Annotated in this window: 7 protein-coding genes; 5 read left to right on the top strand and 2 right to left on the bottom strand. The window is 55.3% G+C overall.

Translation table 11 applies throughout. The features are described from left to right. Positions 1-245 precede the first annotated feature (245 nt). From AB2B41_RS20365 to AB2B41_RS20380, 4 genes are all read left to right on the top strand, one after another. On the top strand, positions 246-2,006 hold the full coding sequence (locus AB2B41_RS20365) for an adenylate/guanylate cyclase domain-containing protein (protein ID WP_367879668.1): 1,761 nt from the start codon (positions 246-248) through the stop codon (positions 2,004-2,006). Between the two features lie 200 nt (positions 2,007-2,206). Then, positions 2,207-3,892, top strand: coding sequence for an adenylate/guanylate cyclase domain-containing protein (locus AB2B41_RS20370; protein WP_367879669.1), 1,686 nt, complete (start codon positions 2,207-2,209; stop codon positions 3,890-3,892). A 200-nt stretch (positions 3,893-4,092) separates the two neighbouring features. After that, positions 4,093-5,823 (top strand): adenylate/guanylate cyclase domain-containing protein, encoded by a 1,731-nt coding sequence (locus AB2B41_RS20375; RefSeq protein WP_367879670.1) that lies wholly within the window; start codon positions 4,093-4,095, stop codon positions 5,821-5,823. A gap of 160 nt (positions 5,824-5,983) precedes the next feature. Next, positions 5,984-10,300 (top strand): tetratricopeptide repeat protein, encoded by a 4,317-nt coding sequence (locus AB2B41_RS20380; protein ID WP_367879671.1) that lies wholly within the window; start codon positions 5,984-5,986, stop codon positions 10,298-10,300. A gap of 368 nt (positions 10,301-10,668) precedes the next feature. On the opposite strand, the gene AB2B41_RS20385 is transcribed toward AB2B41_RS20380, so the two are convergent. Next, complete coding sequence (locus AB2B41_RS20385) at positions 10,669-12,519, bottom strand: adenylate/guanylate cyclase domain-containing protein (RefSeq protein WP_367879672.1); 1,851 nt, start codon at positions 12,517-12,519, stop codon at positions 10,669-10,671. A 484-nt stretch (positions 12,520-13,003) separates the two neighbouring features. On the opposite strand from AB2B41_RS20385, the gene AB2B41_RS20390 reads away from it, so the two are divergent. Then, a complete protein-coding gene (locus AB2B41_RS20390) occupies positions 13,004-14,761 on the top strand; it encodes an adenylate/guanylate cyclase domain-containing protein (RefSeq protein WP_367879673.1) in 1,758 nt (585 codons plus the stop codon). Positions 14,762-15,129: 368 nt separating this feature from the next. On the opposite strand, the gene AB2B41_RS20395 is transcribed toward AB2B41_RS20390, so the two are convergent. Further along, on the bottom strand, positions 15,130-16,875 hold the full coding sequence (locus AB2B41_RS20395) for an adenylate/guanylate cyclase domain-containing protein (protein WP_367879674.1): 1,746 nt from the start codon (positions 16,873-16,875) through the stop codon (positions 15,130-15,132). Between the last annotated feature and the right edge of the window lie 282 nt (positions 16,876-17,157).

A 17,157-nucleotide genomic window follows, 5' to 3' on the forward strand; every position in this document is an offset into this window, starting at 1 on the left:
CTGATTCGAACAACCGAATGTCCGGGCATCGGGTCACGCCGCTGAAAGCGTTGAATTTTCTGTGTTTCGGGAATGACCGCTTACGGAGCGCAGTCCAAGCTTTCCCCGCTGCGCCGCCGCAAGTCCGCACTGAGCCCAACCCAGACAAATCTCCGGGACTTGAAGGGCATTCACTTAGCGGCCTTTGCTTCCTAATCGCCATACAATTTACATTGATATAGGATTATCCTCATGCCTTCGCTACGATGTGGTGGGAGGGGGTATCTTTGGAGCGTCGCTTATCCGCTATTCTTGTGGCCGACATGGTTGGTTACTCGCGCTTAATGGAGCAAGACGAGGCTGACACCCTCGTGCGGCATAAGGCTCATCGGTTGGACCTCATTGATCCGTCTCTGGCAACGCATCACGGACGGGTAGTCAAGACAACCGGTGATGGCCTGCTGGCTGAATTTCCCAGTGTTGTAGAAGCGGTCGCCTGTGCGGTGGAAGTCCAGCGGGCGATGGCCAGACGGGAGGCCGACCCGCCGCAGGACAGGCGTATCGCCTACCGCATTGGCATCCATCTTGGCGATGTCTTCCACGAGGGTGGCGACATTCTGGGTGGCGGGGTGAACGTCGCGGCCCGGCTTGAGGCATTGGCTGAACCAGGCGGCATCTGCTTATCGGGCACCGCCTTCGATCAACTTAGTACAACTGCCTCGGAGGCCTTCGCATCAATGGGTGAAGTCCAGGTCAAGAACATCGCCCGCCCAATCCGCGCCTACCGTTGGAAGAGGGCGTCAGGAAATGTGCCGCTCCAGGATGTTCCGGGCACCGATCTGCTGCCATGGTTTCGCCTCCCGAGAAAGCCGGTTCTGGCCGTCGGAGGATTTCGAAGTTCAGCCGACGAACAATTCTCCACTGGCCTAGCCGCTGGTCTCCCCGAAGCCTTGGTCGCAACACTTTCGCAAACAGAGGCCATATCTGTCGTAGAGGACCCAAGTCGATCGACTGCAGCGGACTACTTAATCGAAGGCACCGTGCGTGGATCATCTGATCGAGTTCGTATCATGTTGGGGCTCGCGGATTGCCGGACCAATCAACGGATTCAGTCCTTTCGCTTCGAGTACAGCAACACCGACCCTTTCGAGATCGAAGATGACATTTCGGATAGGCTGCATTCTCAAGTGCATGCAGCAGTTACTCTTGGTGCGCGGGCATTGTATATTCGTAGCCTTGCCAACACCGACCAAGACTTCACAGACCTACTACAGGGGACAGTCGAGCTTCAGTCTTTCAACGCAAAGGGTTTTGAAAAGGCAGTTCGAACTTGGCACTCGTTGTACGAACGCGACCCCCAAAGGCCCGAATATGTAGTTCTTCTCGCTTGGCTCGAATGGGCGAAGTTGACCATTCCAGGGGTATCAACGGAGTCACGCGTAACCAATCTGGGAAAGGGGCGCGAATATGCTAGATTGGCCCAAAAACTACTAGGAAACGCAGATAATCTGTCGCTGAGGCTCGTGATGGCCTGTCTGGAAATGATGGATGGGAACCATGATGCGGCCGTGGCACATGTCGATGCCGGTCTCGATCTGGACCCTATGTCCTCCTACGTTCTTGAAGTCGGTGGCTACGTAAAGATCTATTCCGGTGACGCGGATGCCGGGATCACGCTCCTGCGTCGCGCAATCGAAATGCAGCCATTCTATGCGTATTTCGTCGTTGCACATCTTGCCTTTGCCTATGCCTTCAAGGGTGATCTAGATGAAGCTGCGTTCCTTGTGCGTCAAATGGGCTCCGTTCCAACTGATCGGGTTGAGAAGCTTTGGGTGCTGCCGCTAGGTATAGCGATAGCCATTTGGATGGGCTCCGAGGAAGAGGCGCGTGAGCTTGCCAAAAGGCTTCTTCGCGCGCTTCCTGGGTTCACAATTGCAAACTTTCGGGACCGTTCCTTCTTCTGGCGAGACGTCGGCTTCCTTGACCGAATTTGCGACGCATTGGCGGATGCTGAATTACCGGCGTAGCCCAGGGCCACTGAGCCACAACTATTCTCAGCAGCATGGGCACGGATGTCCGCGGCAACTCAGACGTGCGAGAGGGATAGCCGTACCTTAGACCAGACAAAATTATACCGTTGGCAGAGACCTCCAAACTTAGCCGATCTTGCTCTAGTCTACAATCTGACTGGATTTCGGTATTTGTCAGTTTGCACATGGAGCATCAGATGAAGCGCCAACTGGCCGCCGTTCTGGCGGCTGACATATGCGATTACTCCCGCTTGATGGGAGAGGACTCCGAGGCGATGCTGCGCGCCTTGAGGCGGCTCCGGGCTGAGGTTTTCGGGCCGAACATTGCCTCGCATCACGGGCGGATTGTCAAAAGCATGGGCGATGGTTGGATCGTCCTCTTCTCATCTGCCGTTGACGCTGTGTCCAGCGCCATGCGTGTCCAAGATCGCTTGGCGGAAGGTGCACATCCAGACGAGCCTGAAATCATAATGCGCGTTGGGGTGCATATGGGCGATGTGGTGGAGGAAGAGGACGATGTTTTCGGAGACGGGGTCAACGTAGCAGCTAGGTTAGAACAGGCGTCAGCACCCGGATCGATAGTCGTATCAGAAGCGGTCTATGGAAGTCTTGACGGAACGCTCCGGCCCTCTTTCGACGATGGAGGTGCATGGGAACTGAAGAACATCGAGCGACCCGTGCGTGTCTGGGTCAGAGGCGAAATACCAGAGGCCACAACAGCCTCGCGCACGAATTCCGATGGCCTTAAGATTGCAGTTGTCCCGGTCGCAACCGCCGACGACCGACACGAGGTTCAAGAACTGGCGCATGCGATAACAGGGGATGTAACCATGTACCTTGACGCAACGATGTGGATGTCAGCGGCTGTCACGCAGTCGAAAAAGGATGCCAAGTACGTTCTTGAAGCTTTCTTGCGTAGCTCCGGCGATCGGTTACGGCTCGATGTGCAGCTCATCGACGCAAACAATAAGGTTTGGTTGAAAACCAAGTTCGACGGTAAACTAGCGAACATTTTTGACTGGCAAGACTTGGTTTCGGAAGAGATGTCTGGGCAGGCTCTGCGGACGATTTTTGACGCAGAGCAGGCGCGGCTCGACTCGACCGCGAAGACCGAACTGACTGCCTCAGATCATGCCCTTCAGGCCGCTCTGGCTCTGGAGCTCTGTGACCCTCAGAGCTTAGAGAGAACTCTCGATCACACTGTAAGCGCGCTAGAAATTGAACCTGACAGAGCAGATGCAATCAGCATTGGGCTGATTGCGTTCCAATCCTGCGCATCCGTTGGGTATTCTGATCTATGTGATCAGTATAGGAAGCATGCTGAAGTGTGGTTGAAAGCCTTTGATAGGCTGAATGCCCATGACCCCATATCTCAAATGTCGGTTGCCTTCGCCGCACGTCTGGAAGGCAGTATGAGCGCCTCTGATAACCGCCGATTTTTGGAAAAAGTGCTGCGCACGTCTTCGTTGGACTACGTAACGCTTGCCTTTTGCGGGTGGGGTTTCGCCTTTCTTGGCCTGCCCGAGCAGGCATTGGATTGCCTCCGAAGAGCTTTGAGGCTCGGACGGCACACCCCTTGGCGGCTGATCATCCTTGGCGGTCTGGGGCAGGCGTATCTTCAATTGGGTCAATTCGAGAAAGCGATAGATGTGTGTGGTGAGGGGCTGGCAATAAGCACCAAGTATACCGCGCTGTACCGTCAGACTGCCGCCGCCTACGCACAACTCGGAGATATGGAAAAAGCTCAAGCGGCCATTGCCGAAGTCCTCTGGCAGATGCCAGACGATACGATTTCTGCTGTCCGAATGCGAAGCGGGTACCAAGACAATCCCGCCACTCGACTATATTTCGATGGCCTCAGGATGGCCGGTTTGCCAGAGTGACATTGTGGTGCTTGAGCCATACTCTCTTCTTCTGCTTGCGCTCTGATTGCAAAGCGGGAATTAAACAGAAACCACCGTTTTTGGAGCGAGAGATGCAAGTCGGCACGCCATTAAGTTGTGGCGCCTCATCTGAAGTTATTTTGATTTGGCGCCCGATGCGGACATATCCCCTTAGGCTGTTCATATGATAACTTACTCGTATGGTTCGCCGTACTTCAGCAGTTCTTGCCGCCGACATGGTTGGCTACTCGCGCCTCGTTCACGAGGATGAAGAGAGTACGCTGGACGAGTTAGCGTTTCTTCGGTCTTCGGTCTTTCAGCCAAAGACTGAAGAACAGGACGGTGAGATCGTCAAAGATATGGGGGATGGTTGGCTTGCGGTCTTTCCCAGCGCGCAGTCAGCAGTCAAAGCCGCCATTTCCATCCAAGCGCACTTATCGGGACATCCGACGGTCAAGCTCAGGATGGGCATCCATCTGTCCGACATTGTGCTGAATGAGACAGATGTCTTTGGTGATGGCGTAAATGTCGCCGCCCGCCTCGAGGCGCTATCGGCACCCGGTGGACTGATCATCAGTGAGCCTTCCTGGCGCAGCCTCTCGCGACAGATGGGGGAGGAGTTCCAGGACCTTGGATCAACGACATTGAAGAACATCGACGGGACGCATCGGCTCTATGGATGGGGTGCTTCAAGCTCCGTTACATTTGCGGAGCCGGGGCAGGCACCGATTGGCCTGGCAGAGATGCCCACTATCGCGATCCTGCCCTTTGATAACTTGTCAGGCGACCCCAGTCGCGAGCATCTCGCAGACGGGCTCACAGAGAACCTGATTGCCATTCTTTCCACCTCGCCGAATGTCATGGTCACAGCGCGCAACTCGAGCTTTGTTTTCAAGGGGAAAGCAACGCCGATCTCGGAGATCGCGCAGGCTCTCGGTGTGCGATATGTGGTTGAAGGCAGCCTTCAAGCACACGGTGACAAAATTCGCGTGACGGTCCAGCTCATCGATGCTGTCAAAGGAAGCCATCTCTGGGCGGAGCGCTATGACCGGACACTCGAGGACATTTTCGAGGTACAGGATGAAATTGCTTTTCATGTATGTCTCGAACTACACGTAAAGCTCACATACGGCGTTCATGTCCGTTACAGATGCAAAGATATCGAAAGCCTGACGCTCTATACCGTCGGACGAACGCATTACAATTACATGACACCGCAAGGATTGCAGGTCGCCACTGAGGCTTGGACGAAATTTCACGAGAAAGACACGGAAAACCCGGAAGGCCTCTGCCTTATGGGTTGGCTTCACTGGATGCGAGCGTTTATCGGATTGAGTGAGGACCCGGTTAATGACCTGTCAGAGGCGAAACGTTTCGCGGAAGCCTCGATCTCCCGCGACCCGAACTGGGGGAATGGATATCGTCTGCTAGGCCAGGCATTACTTTCGTTCCGCGAGTTTGATGCTGCGAATTCCAGCCTCGACAAGGCTATTGAGTTGAACCCAAGCGACGGTGAAGCAATCTCAATTGCGGGATCGATGCGATGTTTCTCGGGTCGTTATGAGGAGGCGGAGGCACTCTGGTTACAGTCTCTCAAACTGGAACCGTTTGCCCCAACTTGGATACCCCAAATGCTGGCTACGGTCCGTTTCATATTGGGCAAGTACGAGCTAGCTCGCACCGGCTTAGCCGCGCTCAGTCGATCCGACGAAGAAACATTTGCGCAAGGTGCGTTGGCTTGGCTCGTCATTCTAGAATGCAAGGTCGGGAACATAGACGAAGCCAGGAAGCGACTATCTGAGTTGCGAAGTCGATTTCCTGCTTACACGGTCCAGGTATTTCGGAAGATCGCCCTCCAGCTCTGGAAAGATCAGGAAATGGCGGAACGGTACGCGGAGGAGTTGTGCAGAGCTGGGTTGCCCAGCTCTTAATCATGAGCAAACCCGGCTTGGATAACACACTCTTGCAGGGCAGGGTTCGGTGATTTCCAAGCAATTTTGACCAGCGTCTGGTGTTCAAAGCACGCAGCTGCGCTCCAGGATTTCCGAAAATCTGCGTTTCGTGGTACCTTTGCTCATGGGGGTAAGCTTCATGGAACGCCGCATCGCTGCCGTTCTAGCCGCCGACATGGTGGGATTTTCTCGTCTCGTTGAACGGGACGAGGTGGGAACCCTCAAGCGTCAGAAACGTCACCTCAAGGAACTCATAGAGCCAACGATCGCTGGCAAGAACGGACGGATCGTGAAACTCACGGGCGACGGGCTCATCGCCGAGTTCTCGTCGGTGGTTGAAGCCGTCCAGTGCGCCGTCTTCATCCAGGCCGAGATGACAGCGCGGGAAGAAGATTTTCCGGATGACGAGAAAATCAGGTACCGGGTGGGGATCCACCTCGGGGACGTGGTCTTTGACGATGGAGACGTATACGGCGACGGGGTAAATGTCGCAGCCCGCCTGGAGGGGCTAGCAGAACCCGGGGGCGTTGTTGTGTCGGGTACAGCTTACGATGTGCTCAAGGCCAACGTGGATGTCGCCTACAAGTCTCTAGGTGAGCGACAGCTCAAGAACATCGCCACCCCCGTGAGGGTCTATCAGGTTGTAGAGGGCCTTCCCGTTGTGCACGCTGTACGCTCGTTTCGGCGGGCACCTTGGATTGTAGCTGCAGTGTTCGTCCTCACCATGCTCGGTGGGCTACTCTGGTGGCTGCAGCAACCTGACTTCGAGCCGCTCAATCCAGAAGAACTGGCATATGCGCTGCCTGACAAGCCGTCGCTCGCCGTTCTGCCCTTCGAGAACCTCTCAGATCGGTCCGATGATCAATACATGGCCGATGGCTTTGTGGATACACTGATCACCGAACTGATGTCTCTCCAGGATCTCGTCGTCATCGCTAAGAACTCCAGTTTCTCCTTCAGAGATCAGCAAGTGCTCAATTCCGCGATCGCTGAGCAACTTGGTGTCCGGTACCTGCTCGAAGGAAGCTTCCAGCATCAGGGGGACAACCTGCGGATCAACGCCCGCCTGATGGATGCGGTCGAAGGCAAGCAGGTTTGGTCCAAGCGTTACGACAGGGAAGCCAATGAGTTCATCGCTCTGCAAGACGATCTGATCAAGGACTTGGTGCTCGAAATTGGAGGGCGCGCTGGCGGTGGTATCTTCAAGGCGGAGCGGGAGCGTGTAGGCCAGATACCGAACGATGAGCTTCGCGCATATGAGCTCTGGGAGAAAGCCACTAGGGCTTTTCTCAAACTTTCGCCCGAAGGAAATGAAGAAACGCGGCTCTTATCGGAAGAGTTGATCGCGCGGTTCCCCGACCATCCTCGAGGTTACATTTCGCTGGCTTGGCATCATTTAGGAAAAGCTTGGGCTGGCGTTCCTCATGAAATGCCAGAGGTAGCAGAGCAGTGTATAGAGCTTGCAGAGCACGCCATCAATCTCGCGCCGAATGATTACATGGCCTACATGATAAGGGCCTATTGCAGCTCCCGGGCTGGTGAAGCCGAAGCCGCGAAGGCATGGGCAAAACGTGCTTACGCTCTGAACCAGAACGACATTTTCGTTCAACGTGACTACGCACGTTATGTGCTAGTCCATGAAGGAAAGTATGAGCAGGCAGTCGAAATCTACGAGCGAAATCTCCGCCTGAACCCCGCGCAACAAAACACACTAAATGCTGTCCTCGGCGAACTCTACCTGATTATGGGAAGATATGATGAAGCCATCGAACAGCTACAGAGAGAAGCAGTCCAAAGCGCTCCCACCAAAGCAAGAACGGCGGCTGCATTGTACCTTAGTGGACGCACTAAGGCGGCTGAAAAAGTCATAGAGGCTCTTCGAGCGTCAGCGCCTGAATTCACGGTCGAGACGTTTGTTGGAAGCTTGAGCTGGATACCAGCGGACGCAGTTGAACGGATCGCGCAGGCCCTGAAGGCAAGTGGCTTGCCGGAGATAACTCCGGCTGATCCAGAAGAGTTTGCTTTCGCGTTGCCAGAGAAGCCTTCGATCATCGTTCTCCCGTTCGACAACTTGAGTGGCGATGCCTCGTTGGACTATCTGGGTGATGGTCTGTCCGAAGCGATCATTGCGGCGCTTGGGCAGCAACCAAAACTCTTCGTCATCGCACGGAACTCTAGCTTCACCTACAAGGGTAAGGCTACGAAGGTGCAGACCATCGCAGAAGAGATGGGCGTTCGTTATGTTCTGGAAGGCAGTTTTCAGATCGCGGAGGAGCAGCTGCGTGTCACCGCGCAACTGATTGACGCGCTAGACGGTAGACATCTATGGGCAAATGTTTATCGGCACGATTTGTCCACCGAAAGCTTGTTTGAGATTTACGACGATATTCTGGAGCGGGTGGTCGTCGCGCTGGATCAGAAGCTGATATCCAACACTGCCACAGACGGATTTCGAGACGCTGGTGATCTTGAGACCTATAGCTTGATCCGCCAAGCAATCGCAGAGTTCCAAAAATTCACGCGAGAGAGCAATTACGAGGCGCAGAAGAAGGCCCTTGCAGCGCTTGAACGCAATCCAGACTCCGTTGGCGCTCTTATCAATCTGGCGTGGGTGGCATGGTTCAACGTCCTTCTTGGGATCGACCCGGTTGAACACATGAGTTTGGCCCGAGGATACGCCGAAGAGGTGTTAAGTCGGGAGCCACAGTCTTCTGACGCTTATTCCGTGCTGGCATGGCTAGACCTTTTTGCTCAACGCTATGACGCAGCTGTTGCACATGCCGACAGGTCGCTGGAGCTCAATCCGGCTGGCGGACTAACTGCTTCACTGGCAGGTTGGGTCTATTCAGCTTCTGGGAACCCAAAGCTCGGGGCCGAGATTCTGCAATTTGGCATGCGGACAGAGCCCTTCTATCCAATCTGGATTCCCAGCACACTTGCTCGTTCCTACATGATGCTGGGCCAGTTCGAAGAAGCAGAGGAGCTTCTGCGAGCCGTATATGTAAAGGACCAGAACCCGGCCTATGCGAACGCATTAGCAGTCACTCTGGTAAGACTTGGGAAGCTGGAGGAAGCCGAAGAGATCGTTCGCAAAGTTCTAAAGGCCTATCCGACTTCTATCGCGACCGACCATCTGAGGTTCTTCGGCTATATCCGCGACAAAGAATATCTAGATATGTCCACCGAGGCTCTTGTGGCTGCAGGCATGCCAAAAACTCCTCCGGCTGACCCGAAGAATTTCGACTATCCGCTTCCTGAGGAGCCATCGATCGCCGTTCTTCCCTTTGCAAACCTCACCGGAAGCCCTGAAAACGATTACCTTGGCGAGGGAATAGCGGGAAGCGTGATATCTTCGTTGGGAGCGGTCCCACGGGTATTCGTTATCGCAAGACAATCAAGCTTTGCCTACCGCAGCGCTGAGCATAGTGCAGGGAAGATCGCTGAGGCACTCGGCGTCCGCTACGTGCTCGACGGCAGCATCCAACTGTCCAATGACAGACTGAGAACCTCAGTCGAATTGATCGATGCTCTCGATGGACGGCAAATATGGTCCAAACAGATCGAAAACGATCTGTCAGTAGACGATCTGTTCGCTGTGCAGGACCAGATTGTTGCGGATGTTCTCGTGGAATTGGATGCGACGTTGGTGAGCGGCGCCAATTCGCGATCAGTCTTTAGAGAAGCAGGTGATTTGGAGACCTATAAGCTGATCATACTTGGTACTGCTGAAGTGGACAAATTTACGTTCCAAGCGGATCAACAGGCCCTGCGGCATTTCGAAGCCGCGCTGGAACGTAATCCGAACTCGGCTTACGCACATTTTGGCAAGAGTTGGGTAAACCTTAACTCAATCCTGATGGGTTACTCTTCAAACCCTAAACTGTCCCTTGAGATTGCCCGATCTCATGCTGAGAAAGCAGTCGAAGCCAATCCCGACGTTGCTGTCGCACATATCGCGATGGCCCTTGTTCACCTATACCTGCAAGAACATGATCTCGCTATTGCAAGTGCGGATCGGGCTGCCTCACTGGTTCCAGGCAATGGCTGGATTGCATCTCATGCGGGTTGGATTCTTGCCGCAAGCGGATACCCCGAACGAGGTGAAGCGCTTTTGAGGTTTGGTTTGCGGGCTCAACCAAGTCCACCGGTCTGGGTGCCCAATGTTCTTGCGATCACGCTGATGATGCAGGGTGAATTGGAGGAAGCGAAGAAGCTATTCAATGAGGCCAACGACATCTATCCGAACCCTATGTCTCATGCGCATCTCGCGGCAATTGCAGCGTTGGAGGGGCACGATGCTGATGCTAGTCGCCATGTAAAGCGGGCAAAAGAGATCTATCCGCAAACCAGTGTGTCGGGAAGCGCTAGATTCTTGGCCTACATCCGCGACAAGGCCTACTTTGAGGGCTACCTAGATGCTCTGCGGCAAGCTGGTTACCCAGAGAACCCGCTATAGAGCGAACCCGGATTTGGCTAATAGCCGCCCTGCGGCGAACGACGGCTGCGTCCCGCAACTCGGTCATAGACCCCCTGAAATTCGCTGCGGTCGCGACCAATGTCTGCTTTTCTCGCTGCGATGCAGCTGATGGCTTCAGTCGATTTTTGTTGCTGCACTTGCGAAGGACGGGATTTTGATCCGGCGGCTTTGGGCTCTTCTGAGACATCTGAGCGTTTCGGTCAGATGTCCGCAAAGCCGCACTTAGAAACCATTCGAGACGACCGAACCGAGCGGCGAGGTCCGCTTTGGTACCTGAACGACCGCTCCAGCAGGCAGCTGCCGTTCGGCACTGATGCCTCCGACGTCTCAGATGCGGACAGAGCAGACTAACGATCTTCGTCCCTATCTTCCGGAAAGCTTACCAGTCTTTGGAATCTGGGATCACCGTGGAGCGACGAAAAATCTGGATCGTTTCGCAGCCATTCCCGCTGAACCCGCCCAAGAGCCGGGTAGATTTTCTCCAGCCACTCCAACGCCGTGTCCCGTTCGCCCAGCAGTGCATAGACGCACGCGGCATTGTAACCATTTGTCGAACGGCCCTCGGGATCGGAGGCCTCTGCCCGGGACAACAGCCCGCGCGCTTCGTCCATTCGACCGAAACCCGCCAGCGTAGCTGCGGCCAATTCCAATGGGTCTGGGTTGTCCGGTTTGTGTGCCACGGCGTCCTCGACCCGTTTCAACCCCAGTTCCAAGTACCGATCACGTTCATCCACCCGGCCAAGTGCGTGCAGATCAGTCATTAGCAAGAGTGGGGAGCGGTAGTCATCGGGTTTGATTTCCAGTGCGCGGATGAAGTGATACGCACTCCGCTCGTGCTGCTGCTTCCCGCGGTGATATCGCGCGAAATTGTGATGCGCATCGTAGCAGAGCGGGTCGAGGGATAGGGCCATGCGGTAGGCGGCAACCGCCTCACCATCCCGACCTGAAATCTGATAGGCCAGACCAAGCGCCGCGTGGGCTTCAGCCAAATCCGGGGCAAGCTCAATCGCTCGCTTGCTCATTGCGATGATATCCTCGATCGCGTAGGTTGTGCCGTGCCAGTCGTTCATCCTCGCCTCGCACTCGGCCAGCCCGACATAGGCACGCGCGAAATCCGGATCGTGCTGCAAGGCCTCGAGAAAAAGCTGCCGCGCCTCCTCGAGGTATTTCCGCGAGCGCATGTGAAAATACTGACGGCCTTTCAGATACAGATTGTAGGCATCTGCGTTTTCCGTTGGGGCTGAGTGGCGGGTTTCCTTATCCACCAGCCGAATGTGCAATTGGTCGACAATTGTCTTCGTAATCTCATCCTGAAGCGCGAAGATATCTGACAGATCGCGGTCGTAGCGGTCCGCCCATTTATTGCCTCCTGTGACACCGTCGATGAGTTGGGCTGTTATCCGAACACGATTTCCGGCCTTTCGAACGCTTCCCTCCAGAATGTTCTGCACGCCAAGATCCCGGGCCACCTCGATCATGTTGCTGTGGCGGTTCTTGTAAACAAACGCCGAGTTCCGGCTGACGACGAAGAGACCTGACAGCTTGGACAGATCGGTGATCAGGTCTTCGGTGATGCCGTCCGCGAAATACTCCTGTTCAGGATCGCCACTCATATTGCTGAAGGGAAGCACGGCAATCGACGGAACGGTCGCGGGTTCGGCGGGCACGGGCGATGCGGGGCGCCTCGCAGTTTGAACGTGAAAGACCGATACCGCGCCTTCAATGTTCTTGAGGCGTTGCTCTCCGGCAGGCTCGAATACGATCTGCAACCTTTTGCCAACCTGATCCCGCACCGCGCCGGAAACCGCAATGCCGCCCGGGTGTGCAAGGGCTTCAAGCCGGGCGGCTATGTTGACCCCGTCTCCGAACACATCGCCATCCTCGATCAGAATATCGCCGATATTGACACCTATGCGAAAGTGGATTTGCCGGTCGTCGGGAATATGCGTGTTCCGTTCGGCCATTTTCTGCTGAACCTCAAGCGCGCAATTTAAGGCGTTCACGACGCTGGGGAACTCCAGGAGTATGCCATCGCCCATCAGTTTCACGATGCGGCCGCCTTCCTTCGCGACCACGCCTTCGATCAAGTCGGTGCGGATGTCGCGCAAGGCGTTCAGTGTGCCGACTTCATTAGCCCCCATGAGGCGGCTGTAGCCGACTACGTCCGCGGCAAGGATGGCAGCAAGGCGACGCTCCATGGAGAATCCAACTTATTCTGAGCTGTACTTACAATGGAGGGTCAGTCCGAGAAGAGCAAATTGGTTTCAAAAAAAGCATTCCAACTGAGGGATCATCAATCAAAGAAGGTAGGTGTGTTTGGCGAGGCCTCTTCGGGCTCGTTTGGGTCATCCGAGTCTTTTCATCAGATGACCGGAAAGCTGCCGTCAGCGGCCACTCATGACTGGCTCGCGCAGCGGCAACGGCTGCTTTCGCGCTGCAACGACTGCTTATACCGATATCGGCCATTCGCTGCGGACGTGATCGACGTCTTACATGCGGACTTTTCTGCCGTTCGTCGCATGTGCGAAATATTCGCCGCGTCTGCATTGCCAACTTTAGGGGGGCGGATAGCGGACCTCCGCGGCGGTTTCCACGTAAGGTAGCAATGCGGATAGAGTTGCCTTGGGTTGAAGGGACAATATTAGATTGTCCTTTCTTTAGATCGCAATCTAATGTCAGCCTATGGACATTAAGATCACAAGACGTTTGGCGGCAATCGTTTCTGCTGATCTGGCAGGATATTCTCGTTTGATGGGTATCGATGAGGTCGGAACTCTAAATACCCTCCGCCGCCATAGGCAAGAGTTGATCGATCCGCTGATCAGCGAGCATGGCGGCCGGATCGTCAAGACGATGGGCGACGGCCTGCTTATTGAATTTCCCAGTGTAGTGAGCGCCGTGGCGTGCTCGGTTTCTGTTCAGGAGGGCATGGCCAAGCGCAACGAGGAGCTTCAAGAAGTTGATCAGTTTGCTTTTCGTATCGGCGTCAACCTCGGCGACATCCTGATCGAAGATGAAGACATTCACGGCGACGGCGTGAACATCGCAGCACGCCTCGAAGCGTTGGCTGAGCCGGGCGGTATATGCGTTTCCGAACGGGTTCATGACGATGTTCGCGATCGCATCGGCATAAACTTCGTAGATCTGGGCAAACGCGAACTGAAAAATATCTCGCGCACCCTTCGGTGCTGGGCGTGGCACCCGGCAAGAGCAGAGACGCAAAAGATCAAGTCCACGAGCGAATTTCTCAAAGCACCGGTTTTGGTGGTCTTTCCCTTCAATAATTTCAGCAGCGACCCGGAGTATGAGTTTTTCGCCGATGGTCTGAGCGAAGACCTCACAACACTTCTGTCGGCCTATCGTGATTTTCCTGTTATCGCACGAAACTCCGCCTTCATGTTCAAGGGGAAGGAATTCGACGTAACGGAGGCCGGTCAGCAACTTGGTGCTGATTATGCCGTTGAAGGCAGCGTGCGCGTCGCTGGAAACCGAATGCGCGTCAATGCACAGTTGATCGATGTGTCGTCGGGTCACCATCTGTGGGCGCAAAAATTTGACCGCAATATCGAGGACATTTTCACCCTTCAGGATGAGTTGTCCTTGCAGATTGCAGCAATGATATCGCCGACCGTCGTGCGCCATGAAGGGGCGCGTGCAAACGCTGCAACCTCCGAAGACATCGGCCACTGGGCCGCAATGGTCCGTATCCGGCAGCGCCTTTTGTCCGCCGATGCCCAAAACATTTCAGAGGCTATTGTAGCCTTACTAGAACAGGAAAGGAAACACCCGGAAGATTCCATGATTCAAGCCTTGATTGCCTGGTTCAATAGTATGGAAATCGTGAGTGGGACCAAGGGATTTCGGGAAGTTCGCGCGGAAATGGTGAAACGTTCGAAACGTGCGTTGCAACTGGATCCGACAAACTATCTCGCCTACAATATGCTGGCTATCGGGGAGCAATTCCACGGTCATCTTGATGCCGCATTACAAGCGAACGAGAAGTCTATCGAACTCAACCCCAGCGCTGGACTGAGTTACGCATGGCGGGCGACCACAAAGTGTCTCCTGGGTCAGTTAGAAGAAAGTATCGAAGATTTCGCGATCATGGAGCGGTTAAGCCCGATGGACCCGCTTCTTCCTGCTTCGGACGTGAATAAGTCCCGCAGCCTGTTGTTCCTCGGCCGCTTCGATGAAGCGATCAAAATTGCAAGGCGTTCGATTGATGGGGTGCCCAACCTTCCCTACAGTCACGTGGCTCTGATCAGCGCGCTTGGAAATGCCGGTATGGCTGAGGCCGCCAAAGATCATGCGAGGGAGTTCCAGGAGCGTTTTCCTGATATTCACCTAAGCAGCGTTTTCGTTAATTTCAGGACGAGAGACCCCAAAGATTTCGAGCTCTTCAAAAACGGCATGAAGGTAGCTGGCTTTGATATTGATTGATTGCCAATAGTTTTTCGCTCGATGTGCTTTGTGAAGCATCTTGCCAGCTTGTTCGAAAAACGAACTGTCCGCCATGGGCTCGTTTGGGTCATCCGACGCTTTTTGTCAGATGACCGCAAAGCTGCCGTCAGCGGCCACTCATGACTGGCTCGCGCCGCAGCAACGTCTGCTTTCGCGCTGCAACGACCGCCTTTGCCAACACCGGCCACTCGTTTTGACTGTGTCCGATGTCTCAGATGCGGACGAACCAGCCATTTGCTGATCAGCAGCCCAATAGGCTCGATGAATGTCTGTTGGGGTCTTGGTAGTATTGCTAGCAATTGTGCAACAAAGCTTGTGATACGTTGCCGATGGGCGAAGATCACAGCTCATTCGCGGGGCAAGCCGAGCTCGACGAGCAACTCACCCGCTTCTGCGATCCGCGCCCAACTGGCGGTCCACCAAGGGTTGGGGAAAGCGTTTGACAGCTTTGCCAGTGAAGCATTTGGAGTCCTGCCAAGAGCCGCCGACAGGAAATCGCGCGCTCGCTCAGTGTTCCCTTGCCTGACGTTCAGAGCAGCTGCCGTTGCGATGTAAGGCCAGATCGTGTTCGCTTCATGCGCCGCAAGTTCGAACGCCGCTCGCGCCTTGTCCTCGCACCCCGGTTTTCCCGACGCGAGCCAAGCCTGCCCAGTCAGTCCATGGCAATGCACTTTCAGCGGATCGCGCGGCGACAGCTTTAGAGCCATGTTCGTGTCAGCTTCGACACGATCCGGAAACTCATAGGGCGGACGAAGCCAGCAAAATGACCGGCTGTAGTGCAGACCGCTATTGTTTGGGTTGAGTGAAAGCCCACGTTCGATGGTATTCAAGGCCTCGTCGAACCGCCCCGCCGCTACGAGCGATATACCGAGCGCCCTGTGGGCCTCGTCGTTCCGACCGTCGAGTTCGACGGCGCGTCGACCCGCCGCCAGACAGTCGGCAAGTTCCGCGTCCCGGTCACGTCCGATCCCAAGAAAAACGCGCGAGACCTGAAGCCGGGAAAAATGAACCAGCGCGCGCACATTATCTGGCTCCAGTTCCAACGCCCTGCGCAGCAGTCGCTCGCATTCGTCAAACTTTTCGGCGTCGATCCGCGCCTGCCAGTCACTCGCTCGATGGCACAGCTCCCACACCGAAAGACTTTCGACCGGTTTGCTGAGCGTCAGCGCCCGTTCATGCGCTCCGAGCTCGGGCTGTACAGCGGAGACGATGGCGCCCGTCAATTCATCCTGCAAAGAGAACAGATCATCTATGGTCCGGTCCCAGCGTTCAGCCCAAACATGGGTCCCGCTCTCGGTCTCGATCAGCTGCGCCGTAACGCGCAGACGGTTCCCGGCGCGCCGCACCGAGCCTTCGACGATGTATTCCACGCCTAGTTCTTTCGCGATCTGGCGCACATCCTTGCTGGTTCCTTTGTAAGCAAAGCTGGAATTTCGAGCCATCACGAATAGATCGCGAAAACGGGACAGTTCGGTAATCACATCTTCGACAATGCCGTCCGCAAGGAAATCCTGTTCAGGGTCCGATGACATGTTTTCAAACGGTAGAACGGCAATCGACGCGCGGTCCCGCCCCGGTATGCCCGCAGGTTGCGTGACGACACCGTCGATCTCTACGCGCCAAGCGTCGATCGGGTGCGGAATGTTCTTGACCTGTTGCGGCCCAAGCGGTGTGAGCTTTGTGTCGATCTTGCCATCGACCAATTCAAAAACTGTTCTGCCCACGCATATACCGCCCGGCGGTGCGAGGCTCTCCAGTCGGGCTGCAATATTCACGCAGTCACCCAAGACGTCCTCTCCCTGAACAACGACCTCACCGGAATTGATGCCAATCCGGAACTGAAAACGATCATCGACGGCCTCTTTGGCTTCCAGTTCCTGCATCTGGTCCTGAAGCGCAACCGCCATCCTTACGGCAGCCGACGATGAGCTGAACTCGACAAGCAAGCCATCACCCATCGTTTTGACTATTCGGCCGTCATGTTCGGAAATCATCGGGTCGATCGTCTCAGATCGAAGGCGCCTGAGCTTTGCTATCACCTTCTCTTCGTCCGCCGAGACCAGTCGGCTGAACCCGACCAGATCGGCTGCCATGATCGTTGAAAGGCGACGGTTCATAGGCCCGGGTCCAGTTACGACAGGAAATCTTTCGAGCAACCCCGAGCATTTCACGACACGCGTACGAATTCCATAGCATTTTCCGCAAAGTGGCCAACGTGAACCGATAAGCATAGTGTCAGCTTCGGGCTCGATTCCGTCATTAGCTGCGGATTGCGCCAAGGTCTGCTTTCGGGTCGACCTGCACGTTTGACTGGACTTCTGAGCGCGGTGGAGCGGTACTGTCTGTGTCGATGACGCCCGGGACCCCCGGGCTCC

It is taken from the genome of Sulfitobacter sediminis (genome assembly GCF_040811725.1).
In the GTDB taxonomy this organism is placed as follows: Bacteria; Pseudomonadota; Alphaproteobacteria; order Rhodobacterales; family Rhodobacteraceae; genus Sulfitobacter; species Sulfitobacter sediminis.

Coding starts and splice junctions, on each gene's coding strand:
- AB2B41_RS20365 (WP_367879668.1), top strand. CDS start 246: ATGTGGTGGGAGGGGGTATCTTTGGAGCGTCGCTTATCCGCTATTCTT.
- AB2B41_RS20370 (WP_367879669.1), top strand. CDS start 2,207: ATGAAGCGCCAACTGGCCGCCGTTCTGGCGGCTGACATATGCGATTAC.
- AB2B41_RS20375 (WP_367879670.1), top strand. CDS start 4,093: ATGGTTCGCCGTACTTCAGCAGTTCTTGCCGCCGACATGGTTGGCTAC.
- AB2B41_RS20380 (WP_367879671.1), top strand. CDS start 5,984: ATGGAACGCCGCATCGCTGCCGTTCTAGCCGCCGACATGGTGGGATTT.
- AB2B41_RS20385 (WP_367879672.1), bottom strand. CDS start 12,519: ATGGAGCGTCGCCTTGCTGCCATCCTTGCCGCGGACGTAGTCGGCTAC.
- AB2B41_RS20390 (WP_367879673.1), top strand. CDS start 13,004: ATGGACATTAAGATCACAAGACGTTTGGCGGCAATCGTTTCTGCTGAT.
- AB2B41_RS20395 (WP_367879674.1), bottom strand. CDS start 16,875: ATGGCAGCCGATCTGGTCGGGTTCAGCCGACTGGTCTCGGCGGACGAA.